Origin of the sequence: Paenibacillus sp. RS8 (genome assembly GCF_041956825.1) — a bacterium.
Lineage (GTDB): Bacteria > Bacillota > Bacilli > Paenibacillales > Paenibacillaceae > Paenibacillus_AQ.
Map to the genome: position 1 here is coordinate 3,396,266 of NZ_CP168131.1, position 22,874 is coordinate 3,419,139.

Sequence of the window (22,874 nt, forward strand, 5' to 3'; positions counted from 1 at the left end):
CTATGGCTTTTGGTACAACCTCTTTTGGATCATCTTGCTGGAGCGAAGTCGGCTACTGGCTTTAGAATCTCTTCAATTCTCTCCAAAGTATCTAGAGATAAAACGGCATCAACAGCTTTGGCGTTCTCTTCCACCTGCGCTGGCTTACTGGCTCCAATAATTGCAGAACTTACACCAGGTTGCCGCAGGGTCCAAGCTAACGCTAGTTGCGACAGCTTCAAATCAAGGCTGTTGGCTAGTTCATCCAACTGTCCGACAACAGTCAGTACATCATCGCGGAAGTAGCTGCGAATGACTCCATTTACCGAATCATCCGCTGCGCGGGTTCCTTCTGGAGGCTGTTGACCAGGTTTGTATTTACCGGTCAGAATTCCTTGAGCGAGTGGGGAAAAGACTACTTGGCCAAGACCCTCGCGCTGAGATACCTCAAGCACCTCATTTTCAATGTACCGCTCAAACATGTTGTAGATGGGCTGATTAGAAATAAGTGGACGCAGATTTAGTCTGCGTGAAATACCAGCGGCATCAGAAATCTGGGCTGCGCTCCATTCGCTTACTGCAGAATACAGAATTTTTCCTTGTGCAGTTAAGTCGTCAAGCGCGCGCAAGGTTTCCTCTACAGGCGTCTCTCTGTCGAAGCGATGACAAAAATAAACATCAATATAGTCGGTTCCTAAGCGGCGAAGGCTAGCTTCACACTGCTCCATAATGTGCTTGCGAGATAAACCGCGATTATTTACATCGTCTCCCATGGGGAAGAACACCTTGGTACTAAGCACATAAGATGATCTTTCATAAGCGCGAAGAGCAGCACCCATTGCTTTTTCACCTTCACCTCGGTTATAGGCATTAGCTGTATCAAAGAAATTGATACCGCATTCAAAAGCTGTGCTGATGCAGGCGTCTGCAGCCTTTTGCTCTGCTGCTGTTCCATATGTAAGCCAGCTACCTAAGCCGATTTCACTGATTTTTAGTCCTGAATTGCCAAGTCTTCTGTATTTCATATTTCTCTTCCCTCCTTGAGTTGTATATGTTAACTTTACTTGTATCTTATGGAACATTCAACTTGAATGTTTCATGTAAAAGAAGATTTCAAGGAGATGAATCATAGTAATGACTAGTCCAACTTCTAAAGCAAAAAAAGTGATTTTATTTCAGGGTGATTCTATCACTGACGGGAACCGTGGTCGTGATGAAGATCCCAATCATATTCTGGGACATAGCTATGCATATATCATTGGTGGCAAGTTAGGTAATGAACAGGCTGAGCAGAATCTAGTATTCTATAACCGTGGGATAAGTGGGGATCGAATCTCCGATTTGTATGCACGCTGGAATGAGGATGCGATTTACCTTCAGCCGAATATCATTAGTATTTTGATTGGTGTTAATGATCTTTGGAGAACAATGAAAGGGGAACCAAGCGGTGTAACGGACCGTTTTGAACGTGCGTACCGTCACGTGCTTGAAGAAACTGGGGAAGTACTTCCGCAAACGAAGCTAGTCTTGTGTGAGCCTTTTATTCTAAATACCGGAGCTCCGGCAGAACAATGGGAAGAATGGGAAGCTAAAATTACGCATTACCAGAGCGTTGTTAAGCAGCTTGCAGAAGAATTTAATGCGGTGTTTGTTCCTTTACAGGAAGCATTCGATGCAGCTGCTCGTAGAACAGATGCAGCCTACTGGCTGTGGGACGGCGTTCACCCGACAGCGGCCGGGCATGATCTGATTGCCGGGGAGTGGCTGAAGATCGTAGGGAAAAGTGGTCTTTTAAACGACTAGTGAAATAAAGGTTTCCCCTTATCTTAATTTATGCACCTACTGATTACTCAGCGGGTGCATAGATAAGAGAGATATGATAGTTATTCAGAAACTCGATCCATTCCTCAGAAGGCTTCTCGTCTGTAACGATATAATCCACTCTATCGAAACTAAATAATTTAATGAACGCAGTCCTGTCGAACTTAGAGTGATCTGCGAGCAGAATTACTTTATTCGCCTGCTGTTGCATAAGAATCTTCAATTCACTTTCTTCTTCATTCGAATCGCTGAGCCCACCAGTCATAGACAACGCTTTACAGCTGAATATAGCTACGTCCACATTATATTTTTGAATAGTCTGCGAGGCGGTATGTCCAACGAAGGAGCTAGTCTCGGGGCCTAGTATTCCACCGGTGGAAATTAGCTTTTGCCCGGAGTGTTGAAATTCAGATAATACAACCAGTGAGTTCGTAATAATCGTAAGATTGTTTTTCTCCTCTATAATTCTCCGTAAGGCCTCAAAAACGGTTGAACTCGTATCCGTCACCAAGCTGTCCCCATCATTAATTAATTGGAGAACATGATCAGCTATCGTACGTTTAGCCTCTATATTTACCTGATGTCTACTAACATAGGGAGGGTCCTCATTCGTGTGGGCATTGAGGATCGCCCCGCCATAATTCTTCTTGGCAAGTCCTTCCTTGTCCAGTTTATCCAGATCCCGCCGAATGGTCTCTTCCGAGACATTGAATTTTTGCGCCAGCTGAGCAACATGGACTTTCTTTTGTCTATACAGCTCATTAATGATTAAATCTCGCCGTTCAAATGCTTTCATCCGTTCACTCACCTCTATCATCATCTACTTTCTAGTTTACTACATTGTTGTATAAATCAAAGAAATAACCTCATATTCACATAATACCACAGTATAATAATATTAATACCACATAAAACCACATAATTTATCTATAAATATGTTGTTTTATGTTGACTAAAGCGTTTCCATATTTTATGATGAAGGAGAAATAGGTCCATTACCGATGATACTATGATGATCTTGAGGAGGAACAGCAGTGATAGAAAACTATCCGAAAATTGGCATCCGCCCGACCATTGATGGCAGAAGAAGAGGTGTCCGCGAATCGCTAGAAGCTCAAACCATGGGTATGGCACAGCGGGTAGCTAAGTTTATTGAAGAGAACTTATTTTATCCGGATGGCCGCCCCGTGGAATGCATCATTGCCGATTCTACGATTGGTGGTGTTAAAGAAGCTGCTGCTGCGGCTCAGAAATTTGCCGGGGCTAATGTTGGCGTATCGATTACCGTGACTCCTTGCTGGTGTTATGGTTCTGAAACGATGGATATGGACGCCTCGATCCCGCATGCGGTTTGGGGCTTTAACGGAACGGAACGCCCTGGTGCGGTCTATCTAGCTGCTGTTCTCTCTGCTTATGCACAAAAAGGAATTCCGGCGTTTGGTATCTACGGTGAGGATGTTCAGGAGTCTAGCAGTGAGGAGATTCCAGCGGATGTGCAGACTAAATTGCTGCAGTTCGCCAAAGCTGGGTTGGCTGTCGCTCAAATGAGAGGGAAATCCTATTTATCAATGGGTTCTGTTTCGATGGGGATTGCTGGATCGATTGTGAATGAACAGTTCTTCCAAGAGTATCTGGGAATGCGTAATGAATATATAGATATGTCAGAATATGTGCGCCGTTTTGAAGAGGAAATTTATGATAAAGAGGAATATAAGCGAGCACTCACGTGGACCAAAGAAAACTGCCAAGTTGGTGCCGATAATAATCCACAGCATCTGCAAATAAGTGATGATGAGAAAGAGAAGCAGTGGGAGACTTGTGTGAAAATGACATTGATCGCCCGTGATCTGATGATCGGAAATCCTGTTCTCGCTGAGCTAGGCTTTGAGGAAGAGGCTAACGGCCACAATGCGATTGTAGGTGGGTTCCAAGGTCAGCGCCAATGGACAGATCATTTTCCTAACGGGGATTTCATGGAGACAATACTGAATTCCTCCTTTGACTGGAATGGCAAACGTTCACCTTATATCGTAGCGACAGAGAATGATAGCCTGAACGGAGTAACGATGCTATTCAATTATTTGCTTACGAATACTGCACAAATCTTTGCGGATGTTCGAACCTTTTGGAGTCCAGATGCAGTTAAGCGTGTAACGGGTCACCAATTAGAAGGTGAGGCAGCTCACGGAATACTGCATTTGATCAACTCTGGTTCGGCTGCTCTTGATGGGACGGGTGAGCAGACGATCGACGGTAAACCTGCGATTAAACCTTTTTGGGAAATTTCGGAGGCTGAGGTGGAAGCTTGTTTGAGCCATACCCAATTCCGCCCGGCTTCTCAAGAATATTTCCGTGGGGGCGGCTTCTCTACAGATTATTTAACTAAAGGCGGGATGCCGGTGACCATGGCTCGTCTGAACTTGGTTAAAGGGCTTGGACCTGTTCTTCAGCTTGTAGAAGGTCACACGGTTGAGCTGCCTGAAGATGTTCACCATACCTTGGATCAAAGAACAGACCCGACATGGCCAACGACCTGGTTTGCGCCTAAGTTAACCAATAGTGGTTCTTTCCAATCGGTGTATGATGTCATGAATAATTGGGGCGCAAATCATGGGGCGATCAGCTATGGGCATATTGGAGCGGATTTGATTACACTGGCGTCTATTCTGCGTATTCCAGTCAGTATGCATAACGTTGAGGAATCACGTATTTTTAGACCTCGGGTGTGGTCGCTATTTGGTACCGAAGATCTGGAGGGAGCAGATTATAGAGCATGTCAGAACTTTGGACCCCTCTACTAAAATCTTCCCGTGAAGCAGGTGTGATGAACAATGGTTGATACGATTAAGCTTCTAGCCATAGATCTCGGCGCCAGTTCCGGAAGAGTTATGCTGGGGATATATGATGGAGATAGACTGCAAATGGAAGAAATTCATCGGTTTGAGAATACGCCGGTACAGATCAATGGGCACTTATATTGGGATACTCTGAGGCTTTTCCACGAAATGAAGCAAGGCGTGCAAAAAGCCTTTAGGCAACACGGAGAATTGACGTCTTTAAGTGTGGATACATGGGGAGTTGACTACGGTTTTATCGACAAAAGAGGAATGATGCTCTATTCCCCACATCATTACAGGGATCGGAGGATGGAGACTCACCGTCTCCAATTGGAAGCGCTAATCTCTTCAGCAGAGCAATTCCGTATGACCGGTCTTCAGCCAAGCGTGATTAATACAGTCTATCAGCTGTTCTCTGATTTTCAGGATAATGATTCTCTTATGGAGAACGCGGATACGATTTTGATGATGCCGGATCTATTTCATTATCTGTTTTCTGGTATTAAAGCAGCAGAGAGCACCATCTGGAGCACAAGCGGCTTAGTGGATGCTGTCTCTGGAGAACCCTCCTCTGAATTATTGAGCAGGCTTGGAATTCCGAGTAGTCTAGTTCCACATCAAGTCCAAGCGGGAACGGTTATTGGATCTATCCTACCGGTTATTCAAGAGGAGCTTAGTGTAGGACCGATAAAAGTGATCGCCGGCGCTTCACATGACACGGCTTCAGCCGTGGCTTCGATTCCTTATACTCGTAAGGATGAAGCAGCATTTTTAAGCTGTGGTACGTGGTCGTTGGTGGGTATGGAGACGCCTGAACCGGTCATTTCAGAGAAAAGCTATGAATATGGTTTCACAAATGAACGTTGCTTCGGTAATTCTAACCGTTTGCTAAAAAACACAACGGGACTATGGATTTTGCAGGAGCTCCAAAGGAATTGGGCGAAAGCAGGAGAGAATCTTAGTCAAAGTGAAATGGTTGAACTAGCCAAAACGATTAATAGGGCGCCAGCGATCATTGATCCGAATGACCCGCTCTTCAGTACACCAGGTGTGATGATACAGCGGATTAAGGAATATTGTGAGCGGACGGGGCAACAGCCCCCTAATACGAAAGCTGAAATTATACGCGTTATCCTTGAGAGCCTTGCGCAATCATACTGTAGAACGATTGAAGAAATGGAAGAGATCACCGGCAAGACAATCACTATCATTCATATGGTTGGCGGTGGGATTCAAAATGAGCTATTATGCCAGCTCACCGCTGATGCTACGGGTAGAGAAGTCGTTGCGGGACCTGTGGAGGCCAGTGGAATTGGCAATATCATTGTCCAACTGGCTGCGCTGGGAAAATTGGATGTTTCCGAGGGGAAAGAGTTCGTGGCACAATCCTTTACCTTTAAGACATACCAGCCTTCTGTGGGAAAGAACTCTAAAAAATAGGATACGAGGAGAGTACTTATGGATATTTTGGAACAAAAATTACGTTTGCAGATTTGTGATATCGGCAGAAATCTGTTTAATAAAGATTTCATCGCCGCCAATGATGGAAATATTTCAGCACGGTTATCAGAGAATGAAATTCTTACTACTCCCAGAGCGGTGAGCAAAGGATATTTAGAGCCTCATATGATTGTAAAAGTAAATCTGCAAGGTGAAGTGCTTGAAGCGGCAGAAGGGTACAGACCTTCAACAGAAACTAAAATGCATTTGAGAATTTATAATGAGCTACCTGAGATGAATGGTGTGGTTCATGCACATCCCCCGTATGCCACTGCTTTTGCCATTAAAGGTGAGGCACTCGATAAAATGATGATGCCGGAATCGGTTATCATGATCGGGGATATCCCATTAGCGGAATATGGTACCCCTTCGACAGAAGAAATTCCAGACTCACTGATGCCTTACCTTGGCAAAAAAACAGCAGTCCTGCTTGAAAATCACGGCGCACTTACTTGGGGAACAGATGTTATGGAAGCCTATTTGAACATGGAGAGACTCGAATATACGGCTAAAATTACATTCATTACCCGTATGATTGGCGGGGAGAGAGAACTACCACAGCATCGGATTGATGAGCTGGTTGCTTTGAGATCTTTTTATGGGAAGTAATGAGGTGCTTGGATGTTGAAAAAAATTCCTAAGCTACTATCTCCGGAACTGGTACGTGTGATGATGGAAATGGGTCATGGTGATGAGCTTGTACTGGCAGATGCTAATTATCCAGGACACTCCTTAAACTCAAAAGTACTAAGATATGATGGTATTGGGATACCTGATCTTTTGGATGCAATATTGGAACTGCTGCCCCTTGATCATTATGTGGAACATCAGGTGGCGTTTATGGCTGTGGTTGAGGGAGATCCTACGGTGCCGGTGATCTGGTCCACGTACGAGTCGATAATCGCCAAACATGACGCTGAAGCGACGATTAAATATGAAGAACGGTTTGATTTCTACAATCGTTCTAAACAAAGTTATGCTGTTGTAGTCACAGGTGAAGAAGCACTTTATGGAAATATTATTATCAAAAAAGGTGTAATCAAGGCTTGATGATCAGCGATTCTGCTTGCGGTATTGCAGCGGTGAGCATTTCGCGATTTGCTTAAACACCCGCCCAAAGTGGGCGATGCTGTCAAAGCCTGTATTCTCTGCAATGGCAGTGACTTTAGTGTTAGTGCTCTGCAAGAGTCGTTGGGCTTCCTTGATCCGAATGTAGTTTAGATATTCAACAATGGTGAAGCCAGTGGTCTGTTTGAATAAACGACAAAGATAAGTACTGCTGATGAAAAAAGTTTCGGATAGCCGCTCTAATGTAAGCTTTTCAACATAATGTGCCTGTAAATAATCGATCATTTCGTAGACTTTAAGCTGCTTCTCACTGCTCTCAGGAGCGATGGGCTCGCGGCTTATTTCTTGTACTCTGTTCATTTCAATAAATAACTGGATGAGCAGTGTCTGAAGATAGGGGATTTGCTGTGATCGATGTTCTTCTTGTTCTTTTAGCATAGAGAAAAGGATAGATTCGATGGCTCCTTGTTCATGTACTCCTGGACGCAGAAGTAAGCTTTGTGTAGTTAAAAAAGGAATACTTAGGTCGTAGTTCGCCAATGTTTTTTGCAGAAAGTCCTCCTCAAAGTTAATCAATATTCGCTCATGGCGTGCTGAGCCCTTAGAAGTGGTGCGATGGAGTTCATTTTTGTTAATAAATATCAAATCACCTTTGCGTAAGGTATAAATCAGATTGTTGATATAATAGCTGCGCTCACCTGCGAGTAAATAATAAATTTCATATGTATCGTGATAATGGTCGGAATCCATGCTGAATGGGCCGGCTCTTTTGATTTGTTCAATGATAAATGGAGGCTCTAGCTCCTGTTCCATTGCAGATTTGCCCCTTTCAGATAATGAAGCTAATATATGCAAAGTTTCCGTCATATTTGCTAATAACCGCTTAGATTTCGATGTATTTTATGCTATAAACTATAGAAAGAAACGGCATCTAAATCAATAGCGATGGAGTGATTCTTGTGTCGAAGAAGAAATATGTATTCGTAGGTACCGGCGGCCGAGCGGAATTCTTTTATGGAGAGATTACTACAAATTATCGTGAGACTTCGGAAATCGTAGGCTTTTGCGATGTGAATGGGGTAAGAATGGATTATGCGAACCGATTACTGGAAGGGAAATATCAGTATCATGCGGTTCCTACTTATAAAGCTCATGAGTTCGATCGTATGATTGAAGAGACTAAGCCGGATGTGGTTATCGTTACGAGTATTGACCGCACACATCATCGTTACATTATCCGGGCGATGGAGCTTGGCTGTGATGTTATCTCAGAGAAACCGATGACGGTGGATGAAGAAAAATGCCGGGAGATTCTTGAGGCGATTGATCGAACAGGGAAAAAGCTGCGCGTTACGTTCAATTACCGCTATGCCCCGCATAACACCAAAATCCGTGAATTGATCATGGATGGAGCCATTGGCGAAGTACTTTCTGTTAACTTTGAATGGCTGCTAAATACACAGCATGGAGCAGATTACTTCCGCAGATGGCATCGGGATAAGCGTAATAGTGGAGGTCTATTGGTCCATAAATCAACACATCATTTCGATTTGATGAATTTCTGGTTGGGCTCACGTCCGGACACGGTCTATGCCATGGGGGATTTAAGGTTTTATGGCAGAGAAAACGCAGAGAAGCGCGGCGTGACCGAGTTTTATCAGCGTGCTCATGGTAGTGCAGCAGCCGAAAATGATCCCTTTGCCCTTCATCTTAAAGATAATGAACAGCTGAAGCAGATGTATTTGGATGCCGAGCATGAAGATGGGTACCTGCGTGATCAAAGCGTATTCGGTGATAATATCAGCATTGAGGATACGATGGCAGTCATGGTCAAATACAAAAACAAGACGATTATGAACTATTCACTTAATGCTTATTTGCCTTGGGAAGGCTTCACTGTAGTATTTAATGGAACAAAGGGACGGATGGAAGTGAAAGTAGTTGAACAGTCTTATGTAAATGCCGGAGGGAACAAAGAGGATGAAGGGGCCCTAAAGGACAAGCAGATCACTGTATTCCCACATTTTGCGCCTCCCTATGAAGTGGAGATTGAAGAAGGTGTTGGGGGACATGGCGGCGGAGATCCGGTCATGCTGCGGGATATTTTTGAACGACCTGTGGAGGATCGGTTTAATCGAGCAGCTTCCCATGTGGATGGGGCGTTGTCTATTATGACCGGGATTGCGGCTAATCGTTCGATAGCTACCGGACTTCCAGTGAAGGTGGATCAGTTAATCAAATGGTAGAAGGAAAAAGCTCAAAACCAAAATTAGTAATAGCCTGTTTGTGAACAAACCGCTGCGGAGTGGAGGGTTCTTACGATCGCTGTTAAAGCCCAATTTCTGGATAGTAGAAAGATTAGCAGTTGAAATTGGTCTTTAAAGGCGAACACTGGCGTTTCTCCAGAATCCCTCCACCCCTCCGCTCTGTCTTCACGTCAATTTACTACTATTTTAGATTGAGCTAAAAAAGTAAAGATAAAAGGCTGCCTCCAAAGTCATTGTGATGACTAAGAGACAGCCTTATTTATTTTGTTATTAGCAATTATTGTTTGACGACGTTAAAGCCGTCTTTTTGCAATTGAGTCACAATGCCATCATCACCTAGCATATGTAGTGCACCAACAACGACAAGGTAAGTCGCTTTTTTATCACTATTCAAATACTCTTTTACATGCTTCACCATGTTGGCATTCCGATCTGAAACGAGACCCTTATAGTATTCTGGCTCCTTAGCGACCGCTTGTGTCATAGCTACGAGTGATTGTTCATCCCCCTGCATCCACATTTGGGATAATGCATCCAACGAAGCTGTTGCTGCAGCATTGTCTGTTTGTTTGAGGCTATCGAGTGTATCGAGGAGAAGCTTTTCTTGTAATCCATCTGAGAATTGATCAAACATGTTCAGCTGCAATTGCATATTTTCCAATTCAATGACCGGTTTATTCAATTTGGCTGCTTTCTGTGTGAAATATAGGTCGATTCCCGTATCAGGTGTATAATCTGTTGTTTGCATTTGCAGGCTTGAAATGCCTTGAGTAACGACCCATGGCTTATAGGAATCGAATGCATCTCCAGCAAGACCATTCGCTTTCAGAAGCGCAACAACTTTGTTATAGGTATCAGCAGATACGTGATCCTTGAGCTTGGATCCATCTGTATAGGAGCCTTTCTCCGTAAGGAACTTTTGAATCTCTGTTTGATCAACCTTGGTTAAGTCAACTTCGACCCCAAGATATTGAGAAGCCTCAAAGGCAGCTTCAATTTCCGGGCGCAGCGGGTACATTTTGTCGTTAGCCACATGGATAGAACCAAGCAGATAAACGGTGTTACCGTTGTGCTCCACCTTCCATAAGAAACCGGTGCTGCCTGCAGCCTGATTATTGGCTACAAAGGTGATGGTGCGCTGCGCCGGACTCCATTCTACTTTATAGCCGATCGTTTCTCCTATAAAGCGGACAGGTACATAGGTGACATTATTGATGGTTTTAGGAGCCACCTCTAGTTTTTTCTTCTCCCCGTTCACCGTTGCTGTGGTGCTGCCGATAGTCAGTGAGAGGGCCAGTCCATTTTTGGTCCCCGTTACGGTTTGCGTCTTTTTATTCCAATTCAAATTTACATTAAGCTTCTCTAGAAGTGGACGCATAGGAACCAAGGTAGTTCCTTTTTCTACAACAGGGTTAGCATTGCCTAACTTCACTTCGGTTCCGTCAATCCATACGCCGACAGGTTTTTCAGCCGCATGGGCAGTGGTAAAGACAGACATAACCATGAAAATGGATAAAAATAATGCACCTAGCTTTTTCATTAGTAGGACACTCCGTTTCTAAGATAATGTAAGCTGTAATTCACTCACTTCATGATTTTAACGTATTTTTCCATAAATAGTTATATATTTTGTTACTTCGTTCAAAAGTCAAAATAATGCACATCAAAGCAAAAATCACCCCTATTAGATCCTGTTCACTCTCCTTATCATGAGACGTAAGAACGAAGAGTCTGAAGGGAGCAAGAAACTTATGTGGAGCAGTGCGATTGAAGATGCGATAGAGAAGGTACGTAAGAACATAGATCGGTTCGGGGGCAGTTTCCCTCATGTCAGCAAGAATGGAGCTTACCAGATCAATAACAACGACGACTGGACTAACGGATTCTGGAGTGGCATGTTGTGGTTGTGCTATGAATATACGCAGGATGACAGCTTCCGTATTGCGGCATCTCATACCGTAGAGGATTTCCGGCGCCGTTTCGCGGCAAAGACGGTGCTTGATCATCACGATATCGGATTCTTGTATTCGTTATCCTCCAAAGCCCAGTGGATGATAGAAAAAGACGAATCCGCACGTCAGTTGACATTGCAAGCGGCAGACTTACTACTGAAGCGCTGGCGCACAGACGGTGGATATATTCAGGCTTGGGGACCTATCGGAGATGCCCAAGAAGGCGGGCGCATCATTATTGATTGCCTGTTGAATCTACCTCTTCTGTACTGGGCGGAACAACAGACCGGGGATTCCATATACCGGCAAGTGGCGATCATGCAGGCGGATAAAACGAAACGTTATCTGGTGCGGGGAGATGACAGCTCCTACCATACGTTTTTCTTCGATCAGAAGACCGGAGAGCCGATTGGGGGCGCTACGCACCAAGGCTATACTAACGGATCGACTTGGACGCGCGGTCAGGCCTGGGGCGTCTACGGTTTTGCATTATCTTACCGTTATACTAAGGATCCATTGTATTTGGAAACGTCCAAGCGGATGGCCCGTTATTTCCTGGAGCATTTGCCACAGGATCATGTCGCTTATTGGGACTTCAATGCACCGGTATCCGCGGATACTTATCGGGATAGTTCGGCATCTGCAATTGTTGCGGCCGGACTTCAGGAGCTGCTAGAGCTAATGGATGAGGAAGATCCCGAACGAGCTTATTTTCAGCAGGGATTAATACAGTCGATGACTTCACTTGTGCAGAACTATTCCACGATCGGTGAAGACGCGGAGGGGCTGCTGAAGCATGGTTCTTACCATGTGCGCGGCGATCTTTCTCCGGATGATTTCATGATCTGGGGGGATTATTTTTATCTCGAAGCGTTGCTGCGGCTGCAAAAAGGCAGCAGGGGGTACTGGTATGAACGCTGATAACCAACAAACCTCTCCGTATGCCGTCTTTACGCTACTCGACCTTGCGTTACCTGCTCTAGCTCCGGTGAAGGATGCGCTCGACCAAGCGCGGCAGGACGATGCGCTGACTGCGTTGCATCGGTACTTGACCAGCCGGAGTACGCCGGGCTGGAGAACAGATAACCGGAAGCAGCAGCTTATCGACTATATACAGCACTATTGCACAGATGATCTGGAACTTGTAATAAAGACGGCGGACGAAGTCGTCGAGCAGACATTTCTCTTCCGCTTTCCCTGGGACATGGAACGAAGCCGCATTCCGGTTACCTTTGAGGAAAAAATTGACTGGCGTTATGTTCCAGACAAAGATGTAGAATGGGCTTATATGCTGAATCGCCACCGCTACTGGGTGGCATTAGGACAAGCGTATGCGATAACTGGTAATGAAAAATATGCGAGGGCATTTTGCTGTCAGCTTGAAGATTGGCTGGACCGTAATCCTGTTCCAGACATGCCTACGAATGATACGCTGACTTGGCGTACCATTGAAGCGGGCCTTCGCTGTGCTAACTGGATCAAAGCGTTATCCTATATACAGGAAAGTTCGCTGCTCACACCGACGCTTCTGGCAAAAGTGATGATATCTCTGCATGAACACGGTGAATATTTAGCTTCATCGTTTACGGGCTGGAAGAATATCAGCAACTGGGGGGTTCTGGAGACTTGTGGCTTGTTCCAAACCGCGCTCTACTTCCCTGAGTTCACAAGGGCCAGAAACTGGCAACGTCTCGGTGAGGAGAGATTGGGGGAGACAGCTCGAATCCAGATCATGGCGGACGGTATCCACTGGGAGCAATCCCCCACTTATCACCATGAAGTTCTGGTATGTTTTCTCGACTGCATCCGCTTGGCCCGTATGAACGGACTGGAGCTTGAGGATGAATTTTTGCAAAAGGTACGTCAAATGGCCGTAGCTTCATTATATTGGGCCAAGCCGAATCATCGGCAGCCGATGCTCGGCGATAGCGATGATAGCGATGTCCGTTCGATTTTGACTTATGCGGGTTGGTTGTTCCAGGATTCTGTGCTCCGCTTTGGCGGATACGATCAAATGGATTATGATAATGCCTGGTTGTTCGGGTTGACTGGCGTTGAGGGCTACGCGCGGCTGTTGGCAGAAGAACCGTCTTACTTGTCACATTCTTTTGTACATTCCGGTCATTATGTGATGCGGACGGGTTGGGACGAGCAGGCTTTGTACTTATATTTCCACTGCGGACCACTTGGGGGTGGACATGGGCACGCGGATCTGCTACATTTCGATCTGTATGCTTATGGGCGGGATATGCTTACCGATCTTGGCAGATACAACTATAGTGATCATACACCACTCAGAAAAGCGCTAAAAGAAAGCGCTGCCCATAATACGACCACTGTTGACGGAATTGGATTTACCGAAATCACGGATACATGGTCCTTCTCCCAAATTGCGAAGCCGACAGGCACCCAATGGATTAGCAAGCCGGAATTTGATTATGTAGAAGGCAGCCATGACGGTTATCGTCATTTGAATGATCCGGTATACCCGCTTAGGAGGATTATATTCATCAAGCCTTATTACTGGCTTCTGGTCGACAGCTTCAGCTGCCGGCAGGAGCATACGTTTTCCCAGCATTTACATTTTGCGCCCGGAGCGGTTCAGATGGAAGACGAAACATTTATTTGCCGTACTAAAAATGAGCGGGAAGCCAATCTTTGCATCATTCCTGTTAATGTTGAAGGACTTCAGGGCAAGGTTGATGACGGGGTAATCTCCCGCGAATACAATCTGCTGGAACCCAATCAGCATGCTGTGTACTCCCGAACGGGGAAAGGGAAGGTTTCGATCATGCAAGTGCTGTATCCGCAGCCTCCCGGCGAGCAGTTTTGTCCTCTGGTTGAACAGGTGACGATTTACCGTCATACGGGTGAAGCAGTGGATGCTGCACAGGCCGAGGCCTGCCGCATCAGCTTCCCTGAAAAGAGTGAGGAGCATATTATCGTGATCAGCCATGAGGTTCCATCCAGTCACTTGGATTCCTATGTAGTAGAAGGTATACAAATATTTGGTGAAGTGGTCCTTATTGTTTTCGCAAACGGTCAAAAGAAAGTCACGGTAATCAGATAATGCATGTATACTGGATAACGGGCTGATAGAATACAAGAAAAGAGCATGAGAGAGGCGCGGAGAAAACATGTTCAAATTCACTTACTATAGACGTATCCAGGCATCATTTCTTTTGCTGATTTTTATCCCGCTGATTGCAGTATCGATCATCTCCTTTGTGCTAATTCGGGATACGATGGTAGAAAAGCTACAGCTCAGCAACGATAACTTCCTGAACGTTATGATTGACGAACTAAACAAGACCATTGATGATGTGACATTTGCATCGCATTTTATTGTAAACGATACCAATTTTCGCGCCAATCTGAAGGTCTTTGCAGATACCGAGCGGCTGAACACCTATCAGGATTACGTACATTTTACGCAAATTCAGGATGTATTTTCGCTCATCAACTCTAAGCCGCTAAATAATAACATTCGCATGTATTTGGTTAACCGGAAGCACTTTGTGATCTCCTCTGGGACTGAGAATTTATCCGTGATTAATGCCAACATGGACAAACTGATGGGCCGTGTCAATATTCACGAACCGGAGACCTTGCAATGGCTAGGGATGGCTGACAGCGGTTCAGGCAAAAGCAGCAGCTACTATATTGCCAGAGTAATCTATGACAGCCGGGAGAAACGCCAGGTATCCGTGCTTCTCATCTCCATTCCCGAGGCCTATTTCAACAAGCTGCTTGGACCGGTTGAATTTGGAAAGGTTGCGTTGTTTGATTCCGGAGGCGGCCTGATTGCTGGGAACACAGAACTAGCTCCAGAAGGTAAGGAAGCGAGAGGAAGCGTACGAACGGCCAGAGCCATCGACAAATCTAATTGGCAGCTGGTCTATGAAGCTTCGGAAAAAGAATGGTCGGGCCAGATTTCGCGAACTTTTTATAGTGGTATTGGCTTGGTGCTTCTTTTGTTCATTGTCTTTTCGGCCACCTCTATGTTGATTGCCAAAAGATTGCATAGTCCGATCATGAAGCTGCAGCGCGTTGTTCGCCAGTTCGGGATGGGGAATCTTGATGTCAGGCTGGAGGTCAAGGGCAAGGATGAAATCGCTGAGCTTGGGCAGACGTTGAATACTATGCTGGACCAACTGCAAGGATTGATTCACGACATCGAGCTGGAGCAGGAACAGAAGCGAGTGATGGAGCTGGAAGCGCTGTTTATGCAGATTCGTCCCCACTTTTTGATCAACACCCTGAATTCAATCAAATGTAGCCTTATTTTGGCTAAAGATAAGCTCCACAGCGGAATCATTGATTCGCTAATGAGTCTGCTCCGGGCGTATCTAAAGGTCAATGAACCGGCTACCTTGCGGGAAGAATGTAAACTGCTCGGCCATTATATTGACATCATGAAGATCCGCAACGAAATCCCTCTTGAACTGGAGGTCGATCTGGAAGCGGATACAGAGAAGCTCATCGTCCCTAAGCTGATTCTGCAGCCACTCGTAGAGAATGCCATCGTTCACGGTCTAGTTGACCACCCGGCACCGCGTATTGTCGTTCGTTCACGAACGATCCCTGATGGGATTCTGATTGAAGTTGAAGATAATGGCTGCGGTGCGGGGGCAGAAGTTTTGGCGGGATTGAACCGCAGGTTAATGTACAAGGGCGATGAACAGGATGGAACTTATCAAAGGGTCGGTTTAATTAACGTGGTTCAAAGGCTGAGGCTGACCTATGGTCAGGATACCCGCTTGTCGCTGCATAATTTGCCGCAGGGTGGGGTGTCCGTTTCTCTGTATTTGCCGCAAGGCAATCATCAGGTTAATCTGTCGGAGAGAGAGGGATATTGATGTATAAAGTGATGCTCATAGATGATGATGTTCCTATGCTCAAGGTGCTTCAGCAGATGATTGACTGGGAAGCACATAGCTTGCAGATTGTCGGCAGCACCTATTCCAGTGCCAAGGCGTTATTAATGTTCGAGGAAGTACAGCCCGACATCGTGATCACGGATATTGGCTTGCCGCAAAAAAACGGGATTGAGCTGGCTGATTACTTTACCCGGATGAAGCCAGAGGTCAGAATTATTTTCCTGACCTGTCATGAGGATTTCCATTACGCTCAGCAAGCGGTAAAGCTGAAGGTGGATGACTATTTAATCAAGGACCAGCTAACGGATGAACAACTGGAGAAAAGCCTTGCCAAGTCCGTACGCTTGCTTAAATCGAAGATCGGGTTAATCAAACATGGGGAGACGGGTTACAACAGCCAGTTATTCCGGCAGAATCTGCTGCAAAGGGTGATTGGCGGCGCCCCGCCCGAAACCACGCTAGCATATGCGGCGCAAATCGGCATATCCTGGACGTACCCGTGGTTCATGCTGGGCACGGTCAGCATTCACTTTTCCAGTTTCGAGAAGCGGTACAAGCAGAGCGAGTATCCACTTATTTTATATGCCATCTACAATATAGCCCTAGAGCTGTCTGAAGCGTGTGAGGGGATTACGCCTTTTTTGGAACAGAAGAATATTGTAATTCTGTATAATTACCGTGTGAATCTGGCGCAGAATGCCAGTCTTTATTTTCATGATTATTTACAGCGATTGTGTTCCGAGTGCTCCCATCTCCTTAAGATTCAACCGGGCATCATCGCAGTCACTGAGAAAATAGAGCTGCAGGCGATTGGACAGATTCATCGGCAAATTGTCCAGGACAAGTGCGAGTTCTATGCGAGTGCGGAATACACAGTTCTGGATACTCTGCAAATCGCTACCCCTCGCTTCCAGCCTGCTCCTCAAGGATTTCTGGATAGTTATATCCCGCAGATGGAACGGGCCGTGATTAAAAATGATCTTGAAGCCATCCGTGGCACTCTTCAGGAAATCGCTAAGACTGCAAAAGTAATGGCTATCCATCCGGGCGATTTCGTCCGGGATTTATCCTTTATGCTCCGTGGTATCGAGCTGATGTTCACTAGCCTAACGTTCGATGAGGATCTGTTCGTCTATCTCGTGCAAACCCGCACACTGGAGGATACGATGGAACTGGTGGAAAGAAAGCTGGTGCAGATTACAGGCAGCAAGCAGCAGGTGGCAGGAGCTCCCCCGCAGGAGCCGAAGCTGCAGCTTATTCAGCAATTTATCGATCAGCATCTTGGCGATAATATCACTTCAATCGATATGGCACGTTATCTCTTTCTGGACCCGAGCTATTTCTCGCGTTATTTCAAGCGCATGACAGGTCTGACCTTTACGGACTATGTACATCAGCACAAGATGAAGGTTGCGACCAAAATGCTGAAAATATCCAGCCAGAACCTGGAATCGCTAGCCGTCGGTCTGGGATATTCGGACAGAACCTATTTTTCAAAAGTGTTTAAAAAATATGTGGGAACAACGCCGAGCGAGTATAAATCCAAACACTCGGTACGCTGAGAGCGTAATTTTTAACCTGCCGATTAGATCCCGCCCATCTAGGGCGGGTTTTTTTTGTTGAATTATAAGGATAATGTATAAGTTTCACGCTATACATTATCCTTATAATTCTTGCATAAATGCTTAGCGTCCTTAAAAGGACGCCGAAGGCACTTTAGCTTGCCTACGGACAAAGGTCAAAATCTTGCACATCTCGGGTCATAATCACTCCTTCATGCGGAAGGCGGATATATTACTATAATGACAAATCAAATTGTCGAGGTGATACAACGTGGAGGCTGCAAAACAACCTGTGCCAAAAATTCTGCAGGAGAAGCGGAAGTTCTGGACTCCGCAGCGGAAAGAGGCTTTGACCGGGTGGCTGTTTCTAGCTCCGGAAATTGTCGGAATGCTTTTTCTTAATGTATTTGCACTTGGATTCTCACTTTATTTAAGCTTCTCGAAATGGGATCTATTGTCGGGGGTTCAAGGGATCGAGTTTATCGGATTGGATAACTATATCAAAATGTTCCATGATCCGAGCATCATTCAAGCTTTGAAGAACAATGCCATTTATATGATTATGACCGTGCCGATACCGATTGCGATTGCTTTGGTGCTGGCGGCATTGATTCAAAACAGTGTATTTCTCAAAAATTATTTCAAAGTGGCCTTTTTTATCCCTTATATTTCTTCAATCATTGCGATTGCTGCTGTATGGAGCGCATTGTTCCATCCGTCCCTAGGACCGATCAATCAGTTCTTGATGGAGCTTGGAATTTCCAGTCCTCCGAAATGGCTGGTGGATCCAAAGACCTCGCTGTTATCGATTGCTATTATCAGTTCCTGGGCGAGTCTGGGCTATACCATTATTATCTATATGGCCGGTTTGACGAATATTTCAGATGAAATCTACGAAGCCGCCGAAATAGACGGAGCCAGCGCACTGAAAAAATTCTTTGCCATCACGGTTCCGATGTTGCGTCCAACCACGTTCTTCTTGCTTATCACTATGCTGATTGGCTCGTTTAAGGTGTTCGACATCATCGCCTTTTTGACCGAAGGTGGCCCGAATAATTCTTCTACCGTGCTTGTGTTCAGGATCTATGAGGAAGGGTTCAAATATTACAACATGGGTTACGCTTCTGCAATTTCCTGGCTGCTATTCGCCGTCATAGGCTTGATCACCGCAGCTACTTGGAAAATGAGAAATGAAGAATAAAGGGGGGAGATTAACATGCAACTGATTAGAAAAAATATGTCCAGAGTGATCACTACCGGTATCATGGGGGCTTTGTCCATTGTATTTCTTATTCCGCTGATCTGGATGATTTCCGCAGCCTTTAAATATGAGAAAGATGTAATGCGCTTCCCGATCCAATGGATTCCCGAGAAAATCAATGTAGCGTATAATTTCAAGATGGTTTGGATGGGACGAGTACCTTTTTCTCATTTTTATTTAAATTCCTTTAAAGTTGCGATTATAACAACCTTAATTACACTTATCATTTCATCTATGTCGGCGTACGCCTTGACCAAAATCAAGTTCAAAGGACGGAATATGGTGTTTCTGGCGCTGCTGTCGTTCATGATTATTCCTGATCAGGCCACACTGATTCCGCGTTTTCTGCTGATTCGCTGGTTCGGCCTCTACGATACCCATGCGGCAATCATATTAATGAGTATGTTCTCCATCTACTTCACGTTCCTGCTGCGGCAATTTATGATAGGTGTCAGCGACGAATATATTGAAGCGGCACGAATTGACGGTGCAGGCCATTTGCGGATATTCTGGTCTATCATTATTCCGCTTTGTAAACCGGTGCTCGCTACGGTGGCAATCATCAAATTTATCTGGACCTGGAATGATTACCAGAATCCGTTGATCTTCTTACTAAATAAGAATTTGTACACTATCCCACTCGGTATGACACTGTTCCGGGACGATTATTCGAACAACTATGCGATTATGATGACGGCGGCTGTTTCGGCGATCATACCGCTCGTCATTGTGTTCATTGCCTTGCAGAAGCAAGTCATTAATGGAATCTCGCTTGGCGGAGTTAAGGGCTGACCTGCGGATGTGTGATAGATAGTAAAAGTCAAAAATGTGATCCTACAACAGCAAAATTGTGCACTTGGCCAGTAAAGCGGATGCCTATAATAAGAAATGAACAAGGCACTATACTTAAAATTCAGTGCGGGGGGAAGTAAAAATGAAAACAAAGAGCAAAAAGAGATTATCCGTTGTATTAGGCTCCATGCTGGCGGTTTCCTTAACGCTAAGCGCTTGTGGTAATTCCGGCAATACGGCGGAGAATGGCAGTGCTGACACAAGTGCAAATGCAGGAAATGTTAAGGCGGACAAGCAGGTCGCCATCAAGTATTACAACTGGGACAATGAAGCTCAATCGGTAGGCACCGATGCCATGCTGCAGGAATTTATGGATCAGAACCCGGACATCAAGGTAGAGCATGTGACACTCGTTCCAGGGGATTCCGTAGAAATGTTGAAAAAACTCGACTTCCTGATTTCTTCCGGTGAAGCGATTGACGTTGTTCAGGTGCCTAGTCTTGGCGGCGTGCTTGAACGGGCAACCCGTGGAGCACTTGCCCCGCTGAATGAATTCTATGACAAGGATAACCTCGTTCCCGAGGATGAATATTATGTGAACGCTAAGGTCGATAGCAAATATTATGGGATGCAATACACGAAGAGCAGCAACTATGTGATGCTAAACAAGGACGCGCTGGATGAAGCTGGGTTGCCTGTTCCTACTTTTGGCTGGACATGGGATGACTACCGCGACTATGCTAAAAAACTGACCAAAGGTGAAGGCGTGGACAAACGTTACGGCACATACTTCCACACTTGGGAGCTGTACATGAACGCTCCGGCCCAAACGATGATGAAAGATCCGTTCGTGTATGATGACGGAACAACCATTTTCGCGGATCCAACCTACAAATATTTCTTCCAGCTGCGCAAAGATATGGAGTCTGCTGATAAATCCGCGAAATCCTATGCGGACGCTTTAGCTGCTAAGCTCAATTACCGCACGGAATTCTTCAATGAAGAAGCCGCTATGATCCTGGCTGGTAACTGGACGATTGCTGATCCGGGTAACACCGAGCAGTATCCGCATAAATTCAAGACAGCCTTTGCCCCAGTGCCGGTGCCTCCGGCAGGATCGGAACCGAAAGAATACGAAGGCAAATACTTCACAAGCGGCAACATGCTGGCGATGGGGGCAACTTCGAAGAACAAAGAAGCTTCCTTTAAACTGATGAGATTTATGTCAACGGCTGTTAGTGATAACAGACTGGAATTCTCCGGCTATAAAAAAGCTGACAATGAGGCTCTACTGACTAAATTGGTTGCTGGAAAAGAAGATATGTATGATATGGATTCACTCAAATATACACTCTTCGATAGCGAAATTCAGTTCCTCGACGGTGCACAGGTGATGACTACAGCAACTTCCGAGTTGACCAAAATTATCGATGACGGCTTCAGCAGATTTATGCTCGGCAATGAATCGATTGATAAAGTTCAGCAATGGATGGTTGATGAAGCAACGAAAATTATCAACGAAAAAGGCGTCATCAAATAAATAGGCAATAAGCGAGGTATCCCAAGTTGTGGACGGGGCTTTGGAAGGTCATCAACCGGCTTTCCAAAGCCCTTTTTTACAAGGGAGCCTACACAAACACACGGGAGAGTTCAGAAATGATGGAAAGCATATCTTCACAGAACAAGCCGGAAGAGCTGGCAGCGCTGCCTTCCAGAGAGCAGATGGCCTGGCAAGACCAGGAGCTGGGGATGTTCTGCCATTTTGGCATCAATACGTTTTGCGATCAGGAATGGGGAGAGGGCAGTGATTCACCTGCGGTTTTCAATCCGCTTCAACTAGATGCCCGCCAATGGGTTAGTACAGCTAAAGAAGCCGGTTTCCGTTATTTTATACTGACAGCTAAGCATCATGACGGATTCTGCCTGTGGCCGACTGCGACAAGCACCTATTCTGTGGCTTCCAGTCCGTGGAAAGAAGGACGCGGCGATGTCGTCAAAGAGTGCGCAGAAGCTTGCCGGGACCTTGGGGTCGGCTTTGGCATTTATTTGTCTCCATGGGACAGACATGAGCCGTGTTATGCGGATCCGCAAGCGTACGATGATTTCTATGCCCTGCAATTGCAGGAATTGCTTACGGGATATGGTCCGCTTACGGAGATTTGGTTTGACGGTGCAGGATCTGAGGGCCGCAATTATGATTGGCGGCGGATTATGGATCTGATTAAGCTCCATCAGCCAGGGGCTATGGTGTTTAATATGGGAGCGCCAACCATTCGCTGGGTTGGCAATGAGGATGGCCTTGCTCCTTATCCATGCTGGAACACTGCAAATTCCGCACGGGGGAGCATGTTCAGTGAAGCTTCGCTAAATTGGCTTCCCGGAACGCCAAGCTGGGTGCCTGCGGAATGTGATGTTCCCATCCGTAAAGACCGCTGGTTCTGGCATCCTGAGGAAGAGCATTTGCTGCTGTCCCTAGAACAGCTAATGGACATTTATTATCGTTCGGTCGGACATGGGGCGACTTTGCTGCTCAATGTAGCCCCTGATAACCGCGGGCTGTTTCCGGAGGCCGATGTGCAGCGTCTGCTGGAATTCGGTAAGGAGATCCAGCGTAGATTCGGCGAGGCTCTGGCGGTAACAGCTGGCACTGGAGATCTTATTGAGCTGGAGCTGCCAAGGGCTGCTGTGATTGACCACGCCGAGATTATGGAGGACATCGCTTACGGCGAGCGGGTGGGAGGATATGTGCTGGAAGCTTACAGTAACGGGGAGTGGTTGGAGCTGAAGCACGGCAGTGCGATTGGCCATAAGAAAATCGACGCTTTTCCTTCAGTATGTGCAGAGAAATTACGACTTCGGGTGACGGAAGCTTCCGCAAATCCCGAGATCAGACGGATTGCCGTTTACCACTGTGGAGAAACGTTAGAATAAATGAATGTTAAAAAAGGAGGTTGT

18 protein-coding genes are annotated in these 22,874 nt (G+C 45.8%); 14 read left to right on the forward strand and 4 right to left on the reverse strand.

Features of this window, described 5'->3' with window-relative positions; genetic code table 11:
• Nucleotides 1-29: 29 nt before the first annotated feature.
• Nucleotides 30-1,004, reverse strand: a complete 975-nt coding sequence (locus ACDZ28_RS16650) for an aldo/keto reductase family protein (protein ID WP_042125396.1) — start codon at nucleotides 1,002-1,004, stop codon at nucleotides 30-32.
• A gap of 109 nt (nucleotides 1,005-1,113) precedes the next feature.
• On the opposite strand from ACDZ28_RS16650, the gene ACDZ28_RS16655 reads away from it, so the two are divergent.
• Nucleotides 1,114-1,782 (forward strand): SGNH/GDSL hydrolase family protein, encoded by a 669-nt coding sequence (locus ACDZ28_RS16655; RefSeq protein ID WP_042125397.1) that lies wholly within the window; start codon nucleotides 1,114-1,116, stop codon nucleotides 1,780-1,782.
• A gap of 43 nt (nucleotides 1,783-1,825) precedes the next feature.
• On the opposite strand, the gene ACDZ28_RS16660 is transcribed toward ACDZ28_RS16655, so the two are convergent.
• A complete protein-coding gene (locus tag ACDZ28_RS16660) occupies nucleotides 1,826-2,596 on the reverse strand; it encodes a DeoR/GlpR family DNA-binding transcription regulator (protein ID WP_042125399.1) in 771 nt (256 codons plus the stop codon).
• Nucleotides 2,597-2,834: 238 nt separating this feature from the next.
• Between ACDZ28_RS16660 and ACDZ28_RS16665 the strand changes: the two genes are divergently transcribed.
• Genes ACDZ28_RS16665 through fucU form a run of 4 tightly spaced genes read left to right on the forward strand, consistent with a single transcriptional unit; the run spans nucleotide 2,835 to nucleotide 7,187 of the window.
• Nucleotides 2,835-4,601 (forward strand): L-fucose isomerase, encoded by a 1,767-nt coding sequence (locus tag ACDZ28_RS16665; protein ID WP_076121029.1) that lies wholly within the window; start codon nucleotides 2,835-2,837, stop codon nucleotides 4,599-4,601.
• A gap of 30 nt (nucleotides 4,602-4,631) precedes the next feature.
• Entirely contained in the window at nucleotides 4,632-6,077 is a 1,446-nt protein-coding gene (locus tag ACDZ28_RS16670; RefSeq protein WP_375105250.1) for a rhamnulokinase family protein, read from the forward strand.
• 18 nt (nucleotides 6,078-6,095) lie between these two features.
• The gene (locus tag ACDZ28_RS16675; protein WP_339289832.1) at nucleotides 6,096-6,746 is read left to right on the forward strand and encodes a class II aldolase/adducin family protein; all 651 of its coding nucleotides are present in this window, start codon (nucleotides 6,096-6,098) and stop codon (nucleotides 6,744-6,746) included.
• 12 nt (nucleotides 6,747-6,758) lie between these two features.
• A complete protein-coding gene (fucU, locus tag ACDZ28_RS16680; protein WP_076284304.1) occupies nucleotides 6,759-7,187 on the forward strand; it encodes an L-fucose mutarotase in 429 nt (142 codons plus the stop codon).
• A 3-nt stretch (nucleotides 7,188-7,190) separates the two neighbouring features.
• Here the strand turns inward: fucU and ACDZ28_RS16685 are convergent, their stop codons facing one another.
• Nucleotides 7,191-8,018 carry an AraC family transcriptional regulator gene (locus ACDZ28_RS16685; protein WP_375105251.1) on the reverse strand — a complete coding sequence of 276 codons (828 nt, stop codon included), beginning with the start codon at nucleotides 8,016-8,018 and terminating at the stop codon, nucleotides 7,191-7,193.
• 146 nt (nucleotides 8,019-8,164) lie between these two features.
• Between ACDZ28_RS16685 and ACDZ28_RS16690 the strand changes: the two genes are divergently transcribed.
• A complete protein-coding gene (locus tag ACDZ28_RS16690; protein ID WP_375105252.1) occupies nucleotides 8,165-9,451 on the forward strand; it encodes a Gfo/Idh/MocA family protein in 1,287 nt (428 codons plus the stop codon).
• Between the two features lie 298 nt (nucleotides 9,452-9,749).
• Here the strand turns inward: ACDZ28_RS16690 and ACDZ28_RS16695 are convergent, their stop codons facing one another.
• The gene (locus ACDZ28_RS16695) at nucleotides 9,750-11,012 is read right to left on the reverse strand and encodes a TraB/GumN family protein (RefSeq protein ID WP_375105253.1); all 1,263 of its coding nucleotides are present in this window, start codon (nucleotides 11,010-11,012) and stop codon (nucleotides 9,750-9,752) included.
• A 211-nt stretch (nucleotides 11,013-11,223) separates the two neighbouring features.
• Between ACDZ28_RS16695 and ACDZ28_RS16700 the strand changes: the two genes are divergently transcribed.
• The 8 genes from ACDZ28_RS16700 (at nucleotide 11,224) to ACDZ28_RS16735 (ending at nucleotide 22,850) form a co-directional block, all read left to right on the forward strand.
• Nucleotides 11,224-12,345, forward strand: a complete 1,122-nt coding sequence (locus ACDZ28_RS16700; RefSeq protein ID WP_375105369.1) for a glycoside hydrolase family 88 protein — start codon at nucleotides 11,224-11,226, stop codon at nucleotides 12,343-12,345.
• Nucleotides 12,335-14,494: an alginate lyase family protein gene (locus ACDZ28_RS16705; protein WP_375105254.1), complete on the forward strand. Its 2,160-nt coding sequence runs from the start codon at nucleotides 12,335-12,337 to the stop codon at nucleotides 14,492-14,494. The genes ACDZ28_RS16700 and ACDZ28_RS16705 overlap by 11 nt, the downstream gene beginning before the upstream one ends.
• Nucleotides 14,495-14,561: 67 nt before the next feature.
• Nucleotides 14,562-16,283, forward strand: coding sequence for a sensor histidine kinase (locus tag ACDZ28_RS16710; RefSeq protein WP_042125415.1), 1,722 nt, complete (start codon nucleotides 14,562-14,564; stop codon nucleotides 16,281-16,283).
• Nucleotides 16,283-17,866: a response regulator gene (locus ACDZ28_RS16715; protein ID WP_042125417.1), complete on the forward strand. Its 1,584-nt coding sequence runs from the start codon at nucleotides 16,283-16,285 to the stop codon at nucleotides 17,864-17,866. Before ACDZ28_RS16710 ends, ACDZ28_RS16715 begins: the two co-directional genes overlap by 1 nt.
• Before the next feature lie 271 nt (nucleotides 17,867-18,137).
• Complete coding sequence (locus tag ACDZ28_RS16720) at nucleotides 18,138-19,067, forward strand: carbohydrate ABC transporter permease (protein ID WP_042125419.1); 930 nt, start codon at nucleotides 18,138-18,140, stop codon at nucleotides 19,065-19,067.
• Nucleotides 19,068-19,082: 15 nt separating this feature from the next.
• On the forward strand, nucleotides 19,083-19,919 hold the full coding sequence (locus tag ACDZ28_RS16725; protein ID WP_042125421.1) for a carbohydrate ABC transporter permease: 837 nt from the start codon (nucleotides 19,083-19,085) through the stop codon (nucleotides 19,917-19,919).
• A gap of 142 nt (nucleotides 19,920-20,061) precedes the next feature.
• Entirely contained in the window at nucleotides 20,062-21,459 is a 1,398-nt protein-coding gene (locus tag ACDZ28_RS16730; protein WP_375105255.1) for an ABC transporter substrate-binding protein, read from the forward strand.
• Between the two features lie 116 nt (nucleotides 21,460-21,575).
• On the forward strand, nucleotides 21,576-22,850 hold the full coding sequence (locus tag ACDZ28_RS16735) for an alpha-L-fucosidase (RefSeq protein ID WP_339289840.1): 1,275 nt from the start codon (nucleotides 21,576-21,578) through the stop codon (nucleotides 22,848-22,850).
• Nucleotides 22,851-22,874: the final 24 nt, after the last annotated feature.